Below are 16,901 nucleotides of genomic sequence, written 5' to 3' on the forward strand. Positions count from 1 at the left end.
CACAGCTATTTGTATATTTAGGTATAAACAAAACCACCAGCATAATCATCTGCTATGAATAGTAAGATTCTGCCATTTGGTCTCTTTTATATGTGCATACATACAGATGTAACGCAAAATACCGTTTTTACCCTATTCATTCTTTTGTCTTGCCTGAGGCATTTCTTACTGCCGTAAAATCCGGTAGCTTAGTCATTCATTAAATAACATTCATGTAACAAAAACCATTTTCTTTCAGGGCGTGGCAAATGTTCTCCAAAACAAATGTATCCACCAGCGCATTACTAATTTCTTCTTTACTCTTGACTATAGGACGTGGAGCCACAATCCCTTTTATGGCTATCTACCTGTCACGTCAGTATCAGATGCCTGTTAATCAGGTTGGGATTGCTATAACCGTTGCGTTGACTATAGGTATACTCTTCAGCCTTGGGTTCGGTATTCTGGCCGATAAATTTGATAAAAAACGCTATATGTTGTTAGCCATTATCGCATTTATCTGTGGGTTTATTGCGATCCCTCTGGTGAATCATGCCAGCTTGGTTATTGTTTTTCTCTCCCTGATAAACTGTTCCTATGCAGTGTTTTCGACAGTACTAAAAGGTTATTTTGCCGATACCCTCTCTGCGTCAATGAAAGCGAAAGTGTTTTCGCTGAACTATACCTTTATTAATATAGGCTGGACTATCGGCCCGCCAATCGGCACATGGCTTTTGATGTACAGTGCCAACTTTCCGTTCTGGTTAGCTGCAATTTCCGCAGCCCTCCCTATCGTCTTTATCCAACGCTATGTTCAAGGAGGAAGATTTGTCGATAACAGTCACAATTCCGCAACAAAATGGGAGCCAACTGTCATGTTACGGGATCGCGCTCTGGCGTGGTTTATCCTCTCAACTTTTCTTGGTTCGCTGGTATTCGGTTCTTTTACCATCTGGATCTCGCAATATATCCTGACAGTCGCTGACAGCGCTTTAGCTGAAACGGTTATCGGCGTTGTATTGCCAATAAATGCAATAATTGTTGTTAGCTTACAATATGTGGTAGGCAGACGTCTTCGCCCGGAAAATCTGAAAAGGCTGATGACATTAGGCAGCCTCTTTTTCTTTATGGGGATTGCGGTGTTTATGATCGCAGATAAAAACATTTACCTTTGGGGGCTTGCCGCCGTTATTTTCACGCTTGGTGAACTAATTTATGCGCCGGGAGAGTATATGCTTATTGACAATATTGCACCGGAAGGCATGAAGTCGAGTTATTTTTCGGCTCAGACACTGGGTTTTCTTGGCGGAGCTTTTAGCCCGATGTTAAGCGGCATTGTACTGACTGAGCTTCCGCCTCACTTTCTATTCATTATACAAATGGGGATTATCATTCTTGCGTGGTTAAGTATGCTTAAAGGTATGAATATCAAACCATTAAACACTGTTCAACTTCGTTAACCGAAAAATACGATACATCGGTGAACCATTAATATGATGAAAAATAATAAAATTGTTATTGTTGGTGCCGGTTTTGTAGGTACAACACTGGCGTGGTATTTATCTCATCACTATTTACCCAATCACGATAAGAGAGAAATTATCCTGATTGATAAAGGCTTTTCAGGTAATGGCGTAACTAAACAGTCTTTTGCATGGCTCAATGTTTCTGGTGGTAAGCCAGATGATTATCGAAAACTCAGGCAACAGGCACTGGCTGAGTGGCATAATCTGGATATTATGGCATGCCAATTGTGGGTAAAGTGGCTGATTATCAAGGGTTGTATACGATCAGTATGCATACGGCAATCACACTTGCGCCATTAATATGCCGACTGGCAAAGGAAGAGATTATGAATGGCACGGAAAAAGCAGAATTAAAGCCATACAGGATGGCTCGTTTTGCCTCTGAAGAACATTAATTATAAAGCTATATAACATGCTGAACGGGGCTGTGTTTATAGCCCCGTATATTATGTCAGGAAGATTTGAGTTAGTCAGGAAGATAGTAGGCGAGGTATTTTGAGAGCAATTCTTTTCCCATTGGGGTGAAATGCACCGGATGCCCTGCGTTAGCCAATGCCAGACTGGTATTTCTGGAGTCGTAAATTGGCATATTTTCGCTGACCTCCCATCGTGTTAACTGCTTGTAGACGCGTTCAGAAAGCATTGGCAGCAAGGGTAACAAAGCATTATTGTGCAAATGAGGGTCAGACGTCAGTTTGGTGAGCCACTCACTATAAGGCAGCGATTGTAAAGGAGAGCCGTGGCATTCTTCTAAAAGCTGAAAAAAATGATCAACGCCAACAGATTGCTCTCTTTCCGGTGGAACGAGGTGATAAATCTGGCCTAAGTTCTGTTTATCCGCAGCGATATTTAAAAGTGCTGCACTGACATAATCAACAGGAACAAATTCTTTCCACTGTAGTGGTAATTTTGGACAGGCTCCGATAGCAATACACCCCATGATCAGACGGGCGACGAAGTCATTGGGATTACCAACCCCTCGAACACTGTCCCCCATAATAAAACCGGGACGATAAACGGACACCGGTATACCCAGTTTTCTGGCCTGCAACATAAGTTGTTCAACAACCCATTTACTTTGTGCGTAGCCGATATCATATTTAAGGCCTTCAATATAGGGAATAAGACTGTCACTCTCGTAGACACGGGGTTTCGCGTTTAACAATCCGACAGGGCCAAATACGGCAATCGTTGAAGCATAATGCACCGCCTTAGCTTTTCCTTGTGTGGCGAAGCGGAGAATATTCACTGTGCTGTCAATGTTAGAGGCTCGTTGGATACGATAGGGATGAATATAATTAACATTTGCCGCCAGATGGAAAACGACATCGCACGTATTAGCCAATTCATTGTAGAGATTGTCATTTAACCCTAATTTGTTTTGAGACAGATCACCGGAGATAGCTTGAATACGCCCGGAAAATGAAGGTTCCCATAATCCGTATTTTGAGAGAGTACTCTCGATACGTTGGTATGCAGTTTCATCGTCTTTTGCCCGAACCAGACAAATTATGTTTTTTATATTTCCTTTTATCTTCTTGAAAGTGAGCAGTTCACGTAAGAAAAATGCCCCCAGAAAACCGGTCACACCCGTCAGAAAAATAGAGGGGCTGGCCAGATTTGCCCAATCCTGAGGTGCCTCTGGTAGCGGCCTGATATCTTCCGGCAGTTGTCCATCATGTAGCCATTCTTTAACTTCCTCATCCAGTATGGGGGGAGTATTCCCTTGTGAAATAATTTTGGCGAGTTGACGAAGATTCGGAACTTCATAAAGAGTCTGTACCAGAAAATGCTGATTGAGCTGGCGGGCAAGTTCAATCACAAGATGTGCGGCCTGAAGGGAACTCCCTCCTATCTGAAAGAAATTATCATCAAGAGAAATCTCGCTATGATTCAGGATATTGCTCCAGATCCGATACACAGCGTACTCGGTATCATTGAAACCTGCTGGACGTTCGTCAGATGGAGCGTGTTTTTCCAGCAAGGCCATTAATTTACGCTGATCTGCCTTTCCGTGCGGTGTCGTAGGAATATTGTCAATAACGAAAATACGGGGCAGCATATACGCCGGAAGATACTCCTGCAATTCTTGTGTCAGCCGCTCTTGATCGAACGTGTCCGGTGAGCGTGGTACAACAAAAGCGGCAAGAAAATCATCTTCCCCTTCATTCTTCACAGCGCAGACCTTGGTTAAATGGACTTCCTTACTTTCCAGAAGCCGGACTTCTATTTCCTCCAGTTCGATACGGTGACCACGTAACTTCACCTGATTATCCATACGGCCTGAATACATGAAAACCCCATCATCGCGCTGCCAACTGAGATCACCCGTTTTATAAAGCCGTATTGGTTCGGAATATCCGGGAATATCGACATACACGAAACGATCAGCATTCAGTTCATCACGATTCCAGTAACCACGAGAAAGCCCCTCTCCACCGAGATAGAGTTGCCCCAGATTTCCGGGTTCCAGAGGTTCCATATTCTCGTTTAAAACGAATGCACTGGTATAGTTAATCGGTCGCCCGATAGGAACACTACCCCCCTCCAAATCTTCCAGACTGATATCGTGTGCAAGCGCAAATATAGTGCTTTCTGTCGGGCCATATCCGTTAAGAATATGCTGGGGTGGCGCGCCTGATTCCAGAACCAGTTTCACTGTATGAGCATTGAGCGCTTCTGCCCCTATCACAAGATAACGGATATCACGGAATGCCTGCGGATAGGTTTTTGCAATCAGATTGAAAAGTGTTGCGGCAACAAAGAGGATGGAAATTTCCCGGCTCGTCAGTTCAGCCTGAAAATATTCTATATCCAGCACGTCCTTTTTAGGTGGAACAAAAGCGGTTGCGCCATTGAGCAGCGTTCCCCAGACTTCAAACAGTGATATGTCGAATGTCGGGTTTGCAGTACAGGCAATGCGATCTTCTGGGGTGAAGCTTATATATGCTGTATCGATAACAACCCGCATAATGCCTTTACTCTCAACCTGCACACCTTTTGGCTTTCCGGTTGTGCCAGAGGTAAAAAGAACATGGGTTCGATGAGTCGGAGACAGGCAACTGATATCAATATCAGCTAACTCTTTTCCTTCTGCAAGCAGATCAGAAAATGAAAAAAATGTAGTTTTTAACTGGGGAAAGCTGTTCGGAGAATCAGTGATAGTCCATCTCACAGCCAGATCCTCCAGCATGTCGTTTAAGCGAGCCGGAGGCACATTTGGATCAAGAGGTACACAACTTCCACCAGCCATAAGAATGGCAATCTGGCTTGTAATTTGTTCAATGCCCGGAGGCAATAAGATGGCAATTGGCTCCTCATGCGTTATATTACATGATCGCAAAAAACCTGCGATAGTTGCTGCATGCAACTTAATGTTTTGATAGCTGAGTTCTTTTTCAGGTGTGAAAATAGCGATTTTGTCCGGGTAACTCTGGACCTGTTTCAGAAAATGAGACAACATTCAATTCAACTCCCCTACAAGACAATGGGATAATCGTATTGATTGGATGAAGAATTAGATAACCAACAAAACTATCACCATTTGAAACCATATCCATCATGAACGTTGTCTATTTCGAATACAAGCCCATCAACTATGATTCACAGCCTGTTTTTGCGACGTATTTCAAAAATTTCTTTTTTTCCTTGCTTAGAATATTTATTAAGAAAATTTAATTAATTATTGTCTTTTCGAAGGATAATTTAATCCGTAATCAAAAATATCAAATAGTAACAAGAGGTTGATTATGTCTGTTCCTGCATTTGGATTAGGTACTTTTCGTCTTAAAAATGATGTTGTCATTGCATCAGTAAAAAATGCCCTTGAGCTAGGATATCGTGCGATTGATACCGCACAGATTTATGAAAATGAAGCTGAAGTAGGTCAGGCTATAAAAGAGAGTGGCGTAGCCCGTGAGGATATCTATATCACGACCAAAATCTGGACTGATAATATGAGCAGAGAGAAAGTGATATCAAGTCTCAAAGAAAGTCTCAGTCAATTGAGCACGGATTATGTCGATCTGACTCTTATTCATTGGCCATCGCCGAATAATGCCGTTAGTGTTGCAGAAACAATGAATGCATTGCTGGAAGCGAAAAAAATGGGTTTAACTCGTGAAATCGGCGTTTCAAATTTCACCATTGATTTGATGCAACAGGCCATTGATGCGGTTGGTGCTGAGCACATTGCCACAAACCAGATTGAGCTTTCTCCTTATCTGCAAAACCGCGATGTCACAGATTGGGCGAAAGCGCACGGCATCCATATCACTTCCTATATGACTCTTGCTTATGGAAAAGTGCTTCAGGATGAGGTTATCGGACGCATTGCCAAAAAACATCAGGCAACTCCTGCACAAGTGAGTTTATCTTGGGCAATGGCGCTGGGTTATAGCGTTATACCCTCTTCAACTAAGCGCGATAATTTAAAAAATAATCTGAAAGCGACAGAACTTAAACTTGATGCTGAAGATATGGCCGCGATAGCCGCTCTTGAGCGTAACGAGCGTATTGTGAATCCGGAAGGTCTTGCCCCTCAATGGGATAACTAATATTCCTGTTTATATTACAGCCCTGTAACGGGCTGTTTATCCTGTCTTTATTGCTTTTTTATTTTCTCAATGAGGTAACGCAATAAATCCTTTTTCCAACCCGTGAATTTCTATACCTTCCGGCATTGCCTCTCCGACAGTTATCCGGCGAGAAATTACCGTGCTTTTTAGATCCGGGCGCCAATTGACTGTCAAATTTCCATCATTATCACGAACCAGTGCTTTTTCGGGTATCACAATCCCTTGTTCATTTTGATAAATAACGATGCTGACTTTGGCACTCATACCGGGCCTGATGAGATTATTCGTGTTCATAGGAGATGTCACTTTGATCACGATATCATAGTAAACGGACGTTCCGGCTTGATCATTGTTTTTACTCTGCATAGCAATAGTTTCAATTTCTCCATCCATAAGATGACCAGAAAACCCTTCTCCGCTGATTTTGACTGGCAGTCCCTCCTTTACTTTGGCGAGATCTGATTCCTCAACCTGCGCCAATACCTGAAACTGGGTGGTGTCCATGATTTCCAGCAAAGGCATTCCTTCAGTGACCCGAACACCAGTCTGAACTGCCAATAATTTGCCCTTATCACCCTGTTCTGTTCTGAGGATAACGCCGGAAAATGGTGCTTTTAATTCTTTATGTACGAGTTGTTCCTGTAACGTCTGATAACGGCTTGTGGCATTTTTAAGTTCCATTTCTGCAACTTGTACCTGACTGGCACTGCCTTTTTGACGGGTAGATGCGAGATCGTCCTTTGCGGAAGCCAGTTCTGTAAGTTGTCGGCGAAGTTGTTGCTCAAGGGTTTCTACTTCCATTTTAGGCACAATCCCCCGCGAAAAAAGAGCCTGTGTTTTTGCGAGATTATTTTTAAGCTCCATCACCATATGGTTCGCATTTTCAACGTTTCTTCTGGCACGGATCACTTCCTGACTGTTTTCCCAATCCTGTAATTGTTCAACGGCAGATGAGGCTTTAATCATTTCCACTTGTGCCTGCCGAATATCGATCTCAATTTTTCGGGTATCAAGCGTGACTAATGTCTGGTCAGGAACAACTAATTGCCCTTCTTTAACCAGAACCTGTTGGATAATACCCTCAAATGGTGCAGGAATGGTTTCCTGACGTCTGGATTGCAGTTTGCCGACCAGATCTAATCGTTTTTCTATCAGCGAGGGATTTACGGCAATCCACTGTACTGCATTTTGCTCAGACGATTTTTCTGAGAAGAAATATCCCGAGGATGATAAGGCAAAAAAACAGACTACAGCAGCCAGTACGCCCGTTATAGCCCATCGATAACGCTTGCTCATTAATCGGTTAAAGATTAAGTATTTATTCATTAATCGTTATCCCCCAGCTTTCCAGTGTTGTACCCAGAATTTGATCCAGTTCAGCCTGAGCATTGAGGTACTGGATAAGCGTATTCAGGCGGGCATTTTCCGCATTTCTGAGGTCGGTTTCAAAACTCAGTACCTGAAAGTTGCTGGATCGTCCGGCCTGCAATTTTTCCTGCTCGATTTCAAGTTTCTGTTGCGAGAGCGAACTGGCTTTTATGGCTAACTGATATTCCTGCCAGCGCGATTCGGTATCACGAATAGCATTAGTGACTCTCTGTTCCAGGTTGATTCTGGCTTCTTCCAGTGTCAATTCCTGTTTCTGAACATTGACTCTGGCCTGCACTTCTGCCTGTTTCCGGCTCATATCCCCAATAGGAATATCCAGCTGGATACCGACGTAATTCTCCCATTTACGGCTGTCCGAAGAGGAGGAACGTTGTTGGGATGTGCCACCAATCAGTGACAAATCCCAGAGTCGGTTATCTTTAGCCTGCAATAATTGAATATCCGCCGCTTTTGCAGCAAGCAACCGAATAAGATAATCCGGTTGCTGAGCCTGTGCCTTTTTAATGGATTGTTCCACATTCAGTCTGACATGAGTGCCTGTCAGCGTATCCGTGGCCTGAATAGGTGTTTTAAGACTCAGGGCAAGTAACTTCAGTAGTGCCAGCTTTGCTGACTGTACATTGTTCTCTGCTTCTTTGGCTGACAACGCCTGCATCGCCAGATCAGCTTGAGTTTGGATAATATCCGTCTGAGCCATTCTGCCTGCATCAATCAACTCTTTGTTCGTCTCTACTAATTTCTGCATTCGTTTCAGGGAGGCAACGGACAACGCCTGCTGCTCCTGAGCACGAAGTAGCGTGTGGTAGGACAGAATAATTTGCGTGATTGAAGAAGAAATTGTTTCTTTTAAATTAAGTCGGTTAGTTTGTTCCCGAAGATTAGCCAGTAAGATTGGTGCGTTATTCATATTCGTTCCGCTTCCCCGTAACAGCGGCTGTATGACTTTAATACTGGCACCATCATTGTGAGAATGATTCATGCCTGATTTATTGTTATCACGTGCCCAGGAAAGCGTAAATCTTGTTCCCAACGGAGTCAGTAATGTTGCATTGGGAGAAATGTTACTTTTCCTGAAACCTGCATCCTGATTTTTACCCGCAATGTAGCTCCCGCTTAGCTGTAATTTGGGCGTGAAGCGATCTTCTGCTACCCGTAAATCAAATTTCTGGGCGATACGATCCAGATAAACACTGCGTATCGCATAGTTATTTCTCACGCCCAGAGATATCGCATCACTTAATGACAGCCCGATCACTTCTCCTGACGCTTCCTTATTCAGGCTGTAATCATGTTCTGATAACTTTAATCGTTCCTGTCCGGATACAGGTTTTGCCGGAAATAAGCAGAACAAAGTCAGCGAACTATATAGGAAATATTTTTTAATCATCACGTAACGCCTGTACAGGTTCCATTTGTGAAGCTTTATGGGCAGGATAAAAGCCGGAAATAAGCCCCGCGATAACTGAACTTCCTATTCCTAACGGAATGGATAACGGAGCCAGAGAAAATGACCAGCCGGAATAAAGAACAAAAAGGAAGGCAACGATAACCCCCATCAATGCACCAAGTATTGCTCCGGCAAAAGTCAGAACAGCGGCTTCATACAAAAAAAGCCTGCGTATATCCCGCGTTCTTGCGCCCAAGGCCATACGCAATCCAATCTCCTTGCGCCGGGCCGAAACATTCATCAACATGACATTGGAAATCGCAATACCTCCGGTCAACAGTGAAATGCCTGCCAACCCAATCAACATAAAAGAAAAGGTTTTGCTTTGTTCTGTCTGCCCTTGCAGAAGTTGCTGCGCAACCCGAACGTCAATTTCAACTTCCGGAAATTGACTCTTGAAAAATGTTAATAAACTCTCTGCATCGGTTTCTATTGCGGAGGTTGTGGTTGAGCGGGAAATAATGCCATTCAGATAAGAACGTGGTGATATTTTACGCATTGCATCAATGGAAACTACTGCGACTGAATCCAGCGAAAAAGGAAAGATGGGGTTTTGCCCTTTGGTTTCAAAAATACCAATCACGGTATATAAATACTTGCCAAGCTGAACTTGTTTGCCCAATATCCGGGAGGTATCTTCCCCCACAAGGGAAACGGCGACCGCATTCCCTATCACCAGATAAGGGGAATGGCGGTCATAACCGGAAATAAATCGACCATGCCGCAGTTGCAACAGCATAACGTCTTCAAGTGCTGCTGTTGCGCCTATCAGAGTAAGGTGTTCTGTTTTACCGTCATAACGCACAGGAGAAGAGTAATAGACCCAAGGTGCTGCGGAAGATAAACCGGGGATAGCCGTTTTCAGCTTATCCACGTTAATGGCTTTGCTGTCAACACCATAATTATATGCATAAAAATTAGTTGTGATGACATTGATATCAAGCCCGCTGAACATTTTCAGGGCAGAAAGCGTAGCGTTATGTCCGGTATTCACAAAAGCCACCACAGAAGCACAGCCAATCGCAATTCCCGATAAAGCGAGCAATGTGCTTTTCCCTGTAGCCATTAAATTACGCCATGCTTCCCGCCACATCATAAATACTGACATACCATAATTATTGGTCTGACTCTTGTCATGCATGCATTGTCATCCCTCTGATTTCATGTAACTGACCATCCATCATTCGTAATTCGCGCTGCATATGGTTCGCTACCACTGCATCATGGGTTATGACAACCAGCGTCATCGCATTATCTGTATGAAGAGTTGAAAGTAGCGATAAAATTTCTTCTGCGGTTTGTTGATCCAAATTACCGGTAGGTTCATCAGCCAGCAGCAACGAAGGCTCTCCGACTAAGGCTCTGGCAAGAGCCACCCGCTGCCGCTGCCCGCCGGATAAGTCTGCCGGATAATGGGTTTCACGATGTGAAAGCCCGACCAAATTCAGTTTTTCTCTGGCAATCTGATGAGCCTGTGAGACCGAAATCCCGCGATAAAGCAACGGCAGTGCAACATTTTCCGTCGCTGTCATTCCGGCTAACAGATGAAAACTTTGAAATACAAAGCCAATTTCTTTATTACGCATTCTGGCTCGCAAATCCGCCTCTGCTGACGACATATCAACGCCACAAAGAAAATATTCGCCGGACGTGGGTTTATCCAGCAAGCCAAGAATATTGAGTAACGTGCTTTTACCAGAACCCGAAGTACCAACGATAGCGCAACTCTGACCGGCATAAATTTGTGCAGTGATATTTTTCAGAACGGGCGTTTCACCCTTTTCACCCTGTTGATAAACACGGGTTAAGTTTTGCATATTGATAACGGGGAGTATTGAAATTGTAGATTGAACGGTATTTATACGATCCATTGTTTTTATAACGTCCCCGCTGGAATATTTACAGTCGCTTTTATCTGAATTTTAAGAAAAAACAGTCTTAATTGTAAGTTTATTATTTTCTCTATTTATTTACTCCTATAAAAAATAACACGGTTATTTTTTATAATGACACACAACTACTATCGATGTAGGGATAAATAGACAAATAAAAATTAAATGCCAATAAAAAACATTGCTAGGAACAATCAATTGCCTATTAATTATTTATCATAAATTATGATAGTGGGGTTTAAGTTTTTAATATTAAATTTAACACACTAGTTGTTTCAATTTTTAAAGTTGCAACCTTTTAATTAAGTGGTTTACATTAAGAGGGACTTTTAATTTGTTTTTTAATATGAATGCCATAAAATAATATTAGGAGAATTTTTTATGTTCAAGAAATTATTAATGGTCGGAGCTATGGCTGCCGGAGTTTTTATGAGCAGCAATGCTATGGCGTTAAATAAATGCCAGAATGATAACGTCCCAAGGAATATTGGTGGTAATCTTTACGAAATGTATATTGTTAATCCCACAGACAATTTCGCAAATACCTTTGAAAGATTTGGTATCAAATGGTATTTTAAAGGAAAAATGGGAAAGTGTGAATTCCATACTGGCAGACCAGCCTATCAAGCGTATTATCAGGGAAGGAAATAGAATTTTTATTCAAGAAACCACGTTAACAGTGAGTGTTTAATTCAGATAAACCCCGTTTAAATTTCGGGGTTTTTATGTTTGTTATAAGAAATCATATTGTAAAGCCACTGGTTAATGTTTTTCAGAGAAATTAATTTAGAACACAAAAAAACAATCCATTTCTAAATTTTGAAATGGTAAGAGTATCTGATACTCAATTACATTTATCACGCATTATTAAATGTGATTTAATAACTTGTAAAATAAAATCATAATTTGGAAAAATTATTAAAGGAACGTTTTTATGTTGAAGAGATTTTTCGTAGGTGGAACACTAGCCGCTGTTATATCATTAACCGGAGGAGTTGGGGCTGCGGCGGCAGAAGGATTTTGTCCAAATGAATCAGTATTTCCTACGACTAAACCGAACTATACGAGAATGGTTGTCAAACCTATCAGAAGTTTTGATAACGTATTTGTACAGAAAAATACGATGTATGGTGATATCAAATGGTTTTTTCAAGGGCCTGTTTTTCGCTGTATAGATGAAAAAACCGGAAATTATGCGTGGGCAGCTTCGTATAACGGTGTAGGAAACTAAAATCCTACGAAAGCCCCCTTTTCCCTGAAGGGGGTTATAAAAATAACAGTTTTGACTATTCATTTATTGACCTTCCTTAATGCCCTTTGATAAAAAATCTAAGCTTTCAATATAAAATAAAATTACCCACCATTTCTAAATTTTGAAATGGCAAATCCATCTGAGAGTAAATTACATTTAGCGCGAATTATCAAATATCGCTTGATAAGCGATAAAACCAGTTTGTAAGTTAATAAAATATTAAAGGTGAGTTTTATGTTGAAAAAATTATTCGTAGGTGGAGCATTTTCCGCTGTTATGGCATTAACTGGTGGCGTTGGAACGGCATCGGCAAACACAAATACAGATATTCCCTGGATTAATTGTCATTCTTCACCTATAGAATATAACAATGGTGTATATACTAAATACCTTGTGAAAGATGGCATTGTTTTCCTCGACGAGCGCAATGAAGATGGCTTCAAATGGCATTTAAAAGGCTTTAAAAAACTATACGTTTGTGGGATGAACGTTTATGTTGGTAAGTATGAAGGTAAGAAAATATAATATTTCTCGCAGAGCCTCTAATTAGAGGCTTTTTGGTTTTCTGAACAGGATAAAGCCGATAACTCTTTAACAACATAGATAATCTTCAGATTAGTGATACAATCTCTGATTCCAACTGGCTAAGACGCATTTTAATTTCATCAGCATACATTTTTCTGAGTTCTTTAGGTTCGATATCAATCAGATGTCGGGAGAAGCCATTTATATAGTCAATCAGATAACTCAATTCTCCCTGATGATAATAACCAGAAATAAGTGCACTATCATCAGTTAATTGCAGGGATATATGTGAAAACATTTTGCCGTGATAATGTTCAATACCTGATTTTTTAATCTTTATTTCAAAATAATGTTGCTGCTGTTTCTGCCTTAATGTTTCAAAGTTAGATAGATCAAAATCTGTAAAACAAATATTTTCAGGGGCGGATAATGACCTTGTTGTCGGATGAAATGACTGGATCGTATCGCAGCGTAGCACACGTAAATCCTGTTCTTCATAATCAAATACCGCTAAAAACCATTTTCCTGACTCAAACCACATCGCAATAGGGTAAATAAAAACCTTTTTATCGCAGTAAATTACTTCAAGATTTTCTTGTTGAAAAATATGATTCAGTAACATATCAAGATGTTTGATGGGGTTAATTTGCCGGATAGTACGTACACCTAAACGCTTGCGTAATTTTTCGGCTTTTATTTTTTCATCCTGAGGCAGTACTTGCTTTAATTTTTCAGAAATACTGCGGAATTGCAGATTGAACGGCGTAGATTGCAAGAGATGCATACCGGAAATAGCAAATAACATAGCATGAATTTCATCCGCACTAAATCTGACTGGTGCTAATCGGTATGTTGGAGCAATAACATATCCGCCATTTCTCCCACGCTCAGAATATAAAGGAACACCCAATTCCTCTAATGCAGAAATGTAACGTAAAACACTACTGCGGGATAACTGAAACTCTTGCATCAGTTCTTTTAACGTCACTTTCTGTCTTCTCTGTAAGAAAAGTTGCATCTGTTGCAATAACAAAGTTTTTTTCATTTAGCATCCTTAAAAGATATCAGGAAGTGAAGTTTGTGAGGGATAAGTATAAGCCGGTAGGTTTTGTAGTTCCTTCCGGCTTATATGTACGGCAAGTGGCTTACGATACTATTTTCTTTGTCGCGGTTCGCTGAATTTTTCTGCTTCTTCTAATGTCAGGATATGACTCATCCCGAAAAAGACTGAGCATATAAATCCTACAAAATACCCTGCTAAACGGCTATTCAATATACGGCGAATGATTTTCATCTCTTTTCTCCAAATGGATAAAATTAGTTAATCACACCTACACTTTGATAACAGCCAACATCTCTTCAACTTCATCATCCATGCCAATTTCTACGAAACCAAGACTAGCATAAAGATTTTTCGCTACAAGGTTATAGCATCCGGGGTGATTGAAGCATAATCAAAGCTGCTTCCCTGGTTGGGGCGTATTCGGATTAAATTTATTTTTTTATTTTAAAAATATAGTAACTACCATGTTCCGTGGAAAAGTTTAAGTTATGAATGTTAGCGATAGATAGCCCAGCTTGTTTTGTCATCATCTCAAAGTCTGACAAGTAACGTTTACGGCCTAATAAAATAGTATCTATGTATAAATCGAATGATGTTGCTTCATTTGGTTCTTTAATAATATCAATAAGATAAAGGATTGAATCCTTCCGCATTGCTTTATGGCAATTTTTCAGAATGTCAACCGCTTGACTATCCGGCCAATCATCCAAAACATTTTTTATGGTGTAAGCATCGTAGCCGGATGGAATATCCGAAAAGAAATCACCGTTAATAAACGTAATTCCTTCGGATTCTTGTCTGGTAAATTTATATTGATCCATGACATCACACTGGATGTGTGGATAATGAACCTTTATATTTTTTGCAAAAGCTCCCACTCCACCACCGACATCAAGCAATGTCTTAATGCCATTTAAAGAAATGTGGTCAATAAAATACTTGTTTGTTTTGACAGTCATCTGCCCCAATAACTCATCAAAATTTGTTTTAATATTTTGATTGTTTTCATGGTTAAGATAATCAAAAAATGGTTCTTGATGAGTAAGTTCAAAAGCAGATTTCTTATTCGGTTTTTTTAAAGATGCGCTGTATTGTGCCCAAGCGTTCCAGAAGGCGGGATCTAATTCGAACTTTATATATAATGTTTCAAAACTATTTGGATCACTAAGTGATGACCATTGCTCAGTAAGATAAAATTTATCTTCTTTTTTTGTTAACACGTTGAGTGCTTGCATATAATCCAGTAGATTGTGGAATCTATCCTGATACAAATTACATAATTTAGCAATTTGTTCCACTGTTTTACCATTTTGAGTACTTAAATATAGTGGTGCTTTACTGTCTACAAATGCAAATAGTGCATTTGATTTACGATAAGCAGTAACTATTTCCAATGACATTATTATTATCCTTATTTATTTCCATTCATTAATGAGACATACTCTAAGACCTTAAGTTAACTTGAGATCAAGTGATGTTTATCTGTTTTTTCATGTGATAAAAATACTTGACTTAATATTTATCTTTATTGAAAGCTTTATACTCTCTATAAAAAGAGCAAGCAAAGTACACATATGCACTTTGATAACTTAAAAATAAAACAGGATGAATGATGAAGTTATTATTTGAACAGGTTACTGTTTTTTCGGATAAAAAATTACAGGGTAATCCACTGGCTGTAGTGACCAATGCAGATAATCTGAGTGATCAACAGATGGCTCAGTTTGCTAAATGGACTAATTTGAGTGAAACCACATTTTTACTTTCCCCTCTTCATCCTGATGCTGATTACAGAGTCAGAATTTTTACTCCGGCTGGCGAACTCCCTTTTGCCGGACATCCGACACTAGGTACCTGTTATGTTTGGCAGAAAATCAGCGGGCAGAAAAATAAAGAGACGATTATTCAGGAATGTAAAGCCGGTTTAATTCCTATCAGGCAGGTCAACGGACGACCCGCATTTATGGCTCCTCCGTTAGTAAGGATGGGCGATGTTGCTGATGACATATTTGAACAAATTCTGAAAGGGCTTGGTATTACTTCTGATGATGTCGAATTATGTCAATGGATTGATAATGGCCCCGGCTGGCTTGGTATTTTACTGAAATCTGTCGATAAACTTATGGGAATACGCCCTGACTATTCACAATTGAAAGATTATGAACTTGGATTGTGTGCAATGTATCCTGAAAACAGTCAGGTTAGGTTGGAAGTCAGGGGGTTATGCGGCTCAATTTCTAGCGAAGATCCAGTGACTGGCAGTTTGAATGCGGCTTTTGCTCAGTGGCTGATACCACATGGGAAATTGCCTGAAAATTATATCGCCAGACAAGGACGTTGTGTTGAACGAGATGGCTGGATTTATGTCACTTCAGATGAAAATGGCATCTGGATTTCGGGAGATGTGGTTGATTGCATCAGTGGTACTGTTGAATTCGATTAAACAACAAGATGGCAGTATTGATAACTCAATGTGCTAACAAATTTTTTAACTAAAATTTTTAAACGTGCCAGAAAGTGAAACCTATATGTCTTAGGATAATTTCTATCTTATAGCAGATTAAAAGGAATACATTTATGGCACGAGTTTCTTTAGTGAAAACCTTTCCCAATATTTATCAACAACTACGCATAGTTAATGATGAAGTCGATAAATCCGCTTTATCTGCAGGCCTTACTGAAGGATTTTGTCATCTATTAAAATTACGTATATCCCAGATTAATGGGTGCGCATATTGTGTCAGATTACATACCCGCGATGCCTTACAACAGAATGTGTCTATCGATAAAATCGCCCTGCTGCCAGCCTGGCAGGAAACAGAATATTTCACAGAACAGGAACGGGCTGCGTTGTTATTAGTGGAGGCTATCACAGAAATACAACATGATCATATTCCCGATGATATTTATCAAAAAGCAGCCGCATTATGGAGCGATACACAAGTTGCTGCAATTGAGTGGCTGGCGATTATGATGAATGCCCTTAATAGATTAGGAATAGCAGGAAGATATCATGTAGCCCCATAAATTTAGCAATTTCGCCGTAAACCCTCGCCCGATGAGGGCGGGGGTTTACGGCGTAAGACGCGATAGCGGCTTAATCTGGGATCGCCTGACTCTCCACATAAGCCTTTAACGTTTCAATTGTTGCACCGCCAGCAGTGCAAGCGAAGTATGAACGTGACCACAAGGCGGCGCTTTTACTCTGTCTTGTAAGGTGTGTGTTTTGTCGTCGCAACATACGAGATGAA

At 40.7% G+C, this 16,901-nt stretch carries 17 protein-coding genes; 8 read left to right on the plus strand and 9 right to left on the minus strand.

Annotation, left to right across the window (positions count from 1 at the left end):
* Nucleotides 1-248 precede the first annotated feature (248 nt).
* Nucleotides 249-1,439: an efflux MFS transporter YdeE gene (gene ydeE / locus Xinn_RS14695; RefSeq protein ID WP_086953158.1), complete on the plus strand. Its 1,191-nt coding sequence runs from the start codon at nucleotides 249-251 to the stop codon at nucleotides 1,437-1,439.
* Between the two features lie 33 nt (nucleotides 1,440-1,472).
* Nucleotides 1,473-1,805 (plus strand): FAD-dependent oxidoreductase, encoded by a 333-nt coding sequence (locus Xinn_RS14700; RefSeq protein WP_086953157.1) that lies wholly within the window; start codon nucleotides 1,473-1,475, stop codon nucleotides 1,803-1,805.
* A 166-nt stretch (nucleotides 1,806-1,971) separates the two neighbouring features.
* Here Xinn_RS14700 and Xinn_RS14710 read toward each other — a convergent pair whose 3' ends face one another.
* Entirely contained in the window at nucleotides 1,972-4,968 is a 2,997-nt protein-coding gene (locus Xinn_RS14710; protein WP_086953155.1) for a non-ribosomal peptide synthetase, read from the minus strand.
* A gap of 286 nt (nucleotides 4,969-5,254) precedes the next feature.
* On the opposite strand from Xinn_RS14710, the gene dkgB reads away from it, so the two are divergent.
* The gene (gene dkgB / locus Xinn_RS14715; RefSeq protein ID WP_086953154.1) at nucleotides 5,255-6,061 is read left to right on the plus strand and encodes a 2,5-didehydrogluconate reductase DkgB; all 807 of its coding nucleotides are present in this window, start codon (nucleotides 5,255-5,257) and stop codon (nucleotides 6,059-6,061) included.
* Between the two features lie 66 nt (nucleotides 6,062-6,127).
* Here the strand turns inward: dkgB and Xinn_RS14720 are convergent, their stop codons facing one another.
* From Xinn_RS14720 to Xinn_RS14735, 4 genes are read right to left on the minus strand one after another with little or no spacing between them, the layout of a single operon-like run.
* Nucleotides 6,128-7,408 carry an HlyD family secretion protein gene (locus Xinn_RS14720; RefSeq protein WP_086953153.1) on the minus strand — a complete coding sequence of 427 codons (1,281 nt, stop codon included), beginning with the start codon at nucleotides 7,406-7,408 and terminating at the stop codon, nucleotides 6,128-6,130.
* Entirely contained in the window at nucleotides 7,401-8,858 is a 1,458-nt protein-coding gene (locus tag Xinn_RS14725; RefSeq protein ID WP_086953152.1) for a TolC family protein, read from the minus strand. Before Xinn_RS14725 ends, Xinn_RS14720 begins: the two co-directional genes overlap by 8 nt.
* Nucleotides 8,851-10,059, minus strand: a complete 1,209-nt coding sequence (locus Xinn_RS14730; RefSeq protein WP_086953151.1) for an ABC transporter permease — start codon at nucleotides 10,057-10,059, stop codon at nucleotides 8,851-8,853. The genes Xinn_RS14725 and Xinn_RS14730 overlap by 8 nt, the downstream gene beginning before the upstream one ends.
* Complete coding sequence (locus Xinn_RS14735; RefSeq protein ID WP_086953150.1) at nucleotides 10,052-10,789, minus strand: ABC transporter ATP-binding protein; 738 nt, start codon at nucleotides 10,787-10,789, stop codon at nucleotides 10,052-10,054. Before Xinn_RS14735 ends, Xinn_RS14730 begins: the two co-directional genes overlap by 8 nt.
* A gap of 402 nt (nucleotides 10,790-11,191) precedes the next feature.
* Between Xinn_RS14735 and Xinn_RS14740 the strand changes: the two genes are divergently transcribed.
* From Xinn_RS14740 to Xinn_RS14750, 3 genes are all read left to right on the plus strand, one after another.
* A complete protein-coding gene (locus Xinn_RS14740; RefSeq protein WP_086953149.1) occupies nucleotides 11,192-11,461 on the plus strand; it encodes an LCI fold-containing protein in 270 nt (89 codons plus the stop codon).
* Between the two features lie 283 nt (nucleotides 11,462-11,744).
* Nucleotides 11,745-12,041 carry a hypothetical protein gene (locus Xinn_RS14745; protein ID WP_086953148.1) on the plus strand — a complete coding sequence of 99 codons (297 nt, stop codon included), beginning with the start codon at nucleotides 11,745-11,747 and terminating at the stop codon, nucleotides 12,039-12,041.
* Between the two features lie 255 nt (nucleotides 12,042-12,296).
* Complete coding sequence (locus Xinn_RS14750; RefSeq protein ID WP_086953147.1) at nucleotides 12,297-12,587, plus strand: hypothetical protein; 291 nt, start codon at nucleotides 12,297-12,299, stop codon at nucleotides 12,585-12,587.
* A gap of 85 nt (nucleotides 12,588-12,672) precedes the next feature.
* Here the strand turns inward: Xinn_RS14750 and Xinn_RS14755 are convergent, their stop codons facing one another.
* The 3 genes from Xinn_RS14755 to Xinn_RS14765 all read right to left on the minus strand — a co-directional run bounded on the left by Xinn_RS14755 (nucleotide 12,673) and on the right by Xinn_RS14765 (nucleotide 15,050).
* A complete protein-coding gene (locus Xinn_RS14755; RefSeq protein WP_086953146.1) occupies nucleotides 12,673-13,632 on the minus strand; it encodes a helix-turn-helix transcriptional regulator in 960 nt (319 codons plus the stop codon).
* A gap of 108 nt (nucleotides 13,633-13,740) precedes the next feature.
* Complete coding sequence (locus Xinn_RS22465) at nucleotides 13,741-13,881, minus strand: hypothetical protein (protein ID WP_211286019.1); 141 nt, start codon at nucleotides 13,879-13,881, stop codon at nucleotides 13,741-13,743.
* A 200-nt stretch (nucleotides 13,882-14,081) separates the two neighbouring features.
* Nucleotides 14,082-15,050, minus strand: coding sequence for a methyltransferase (locus tag Xinn_RS14765; RefSeq protein ID WP_086953145.1), 969 nt, complete (start codon nucleotides 15,048-15,050; stop codon nucleotides 14,082-14,084).
* Between the two features lie 209 nt (nucleotides 15,051-15,259).
* On the opposite strand from Xinn_RS14765, the gene Xinn_RS14770 reads away from it, so the two are divergent.
* Together Xinn_RS14770 and Xinn_RS14775 are read left to right on the plus strand one after the other, a co-directional pair.
* Nucleotides 15,260-16,093, plus strand: a complete 834-nt coding sequence (locus tag Xinn_RS14770; protein WP_086953144.1) for a PhzF family phenazine biosynthesis protein — start codon at nucleotides 15,260-15,262, stop codon at nucleotides 16,091-16,093.
* Nucleotides 16,094-16,227: 134 nt separating this feature from the next.
* Complete coding sequence (locus Xinn_RS14775; protein WP_086953143.1) at nucleotides 16,228-16,677, plus strand: carboxymuconolactone decarboxylase family protein; 450 nt, start codon at nucleotides 16,228-16,230, stop codon at nucleotides 16,675-16,677.
* A gap of 70 nt (nucleotides 16,678-16,747) precedes the next feature.
* On the opposite strand, the gene Xinn_RS14780 is transcribed toward Xinn_RS14775, so the two are convergent.
* On the minus strand, nucleotides 16,748-16,901 hold a 154-nt coding region (locus Xinn_RS14780), incomplete at its 5' end, for a transposase (protein ID WP_211286018.1).

Source organism: Xenorhabdus innexi, from assembly GCF_002632485.1.
Lineage (GTDB): Bacteria > Pseudomonadota > Gammaproteobacteria > Enterobacterales > Enterobacteriaceae > Xenorhabdus > Xenorhabdus innexi.

Excerpts from the sequence above, each read along its gene's own strand:
- Xinn_RS14725 (WP_086953152.1), bottom strand. The coding sequence starts at position 8,858 with ATGATTAAAAAATATTTCCTATATAGTTCGCTGACTTTGTTCTGCTTA.
- ydeE (WP_086953158.1), top strand. The coding sequence starts at position 249 with ATGTTCTCCAAAACAAATGTATCCACCAGCGCATTACTAATTTCTTCT.
- Xinn_RS14750 (WP_086953147.1), top strand. The coding sequence starts at position 12,297 with ATGTTGAAAAAATTATTCGTAGGTGGAGCATTTTCCGCTGTTATGGCA.
- Xinn_RS14775 (WP_086953143.1), top strand. The coding sequence starts at position 16,228 with ATGGCACGAGTTTCTTTAGTGAAAACCTTTCCCAATATTTATCAACAA.
- Xinn_RS14765 (WP_086953145.1), bottom strand. The coding sequence starts at position 15,050 with ATGTCATTGGAAATAGTTACTGCTTATCGTAAATCAAATGCACTATTT.
- Xinn_RS22465 (WP_211286019.1), bottom strand. The coding sequence starts at position 13,881 with ATGAAAATCATTCGCCGTATATTGAATAGCCGTTTAGCAGGGTATTTT.
- dkgB (WP_086953154.1), top strand. The coding sequence starts at position 5,255 with ATGTCTGTTCCTGCATTTGGATTAGGTACTTTTCGTCTTAAAAATGAT.
- Xinn_RS14735 (WP_086953150.1), bottom strand. The coding sequence starts at position 10,789 with ATGGATCGTATAAATACCGTTCAATCTACAATTTCAATACTCCCCGTT.
- Xinn_RS14755 (WP_086953146.1), bottom strand. The coding sequence starts at position 13,632 with ATGAAAAAAACTTTGTTATTGCAACAGATGCAACTTTTCTTACAGAGA.
- Xinn_RS14710 (WP_086953155.1), bottom strand. The coding sequence starts at position 4,968 with ATGTTGTCTCATTTTCTGAAACAGGTCCAGAGTTACCCGGACAAAATC.
- Xinn_RS14700 (WP_086953157.1), top strand. The coding sequence starts at position 1,473 with ATGATGAAAAATAATAAAATTGTTATTGTTGGTGCCGGTTTTGTAGGT.
- Xinn_RS14730 (WP_086953151.1), bottom strand. The coding sequence starts at position 10,059 with ATGCATGACAAGAGTCAGACCAATAATTATGGTATGTCAGTATTTATG.
- Xinn_RS14770 (WP_086953144.1), top strand. The coding sequence starts at position 15,260 with ATGATGAAGTTATTATTTGAACAGGTTACTGTTTTTTCGGATAAAAAA.
- Xinn_RS14720 (WP_086953153.1), bottom strand. The coding sequence starts at position 7,408 with ATGAATAAATACTTAATCTTTAACCGATTAATGAGCAAGCGTTATCGA.
- Xinn_RS14745 (WP_086953148.1), top strand. The coding sequence starts at position 11,745 with ATGTTGAAGAGATTTTTCGTAGGTGGAACACTAGCCGCTGTTATATCA.
- Xinn_RS14740 (WP_086953149.1), top strand. The coding sequence starts at position 11,192 with ATGTTCAAGAAATTATTAATGGTCGGAGCTATGGCTGCCGGAGTTTTT.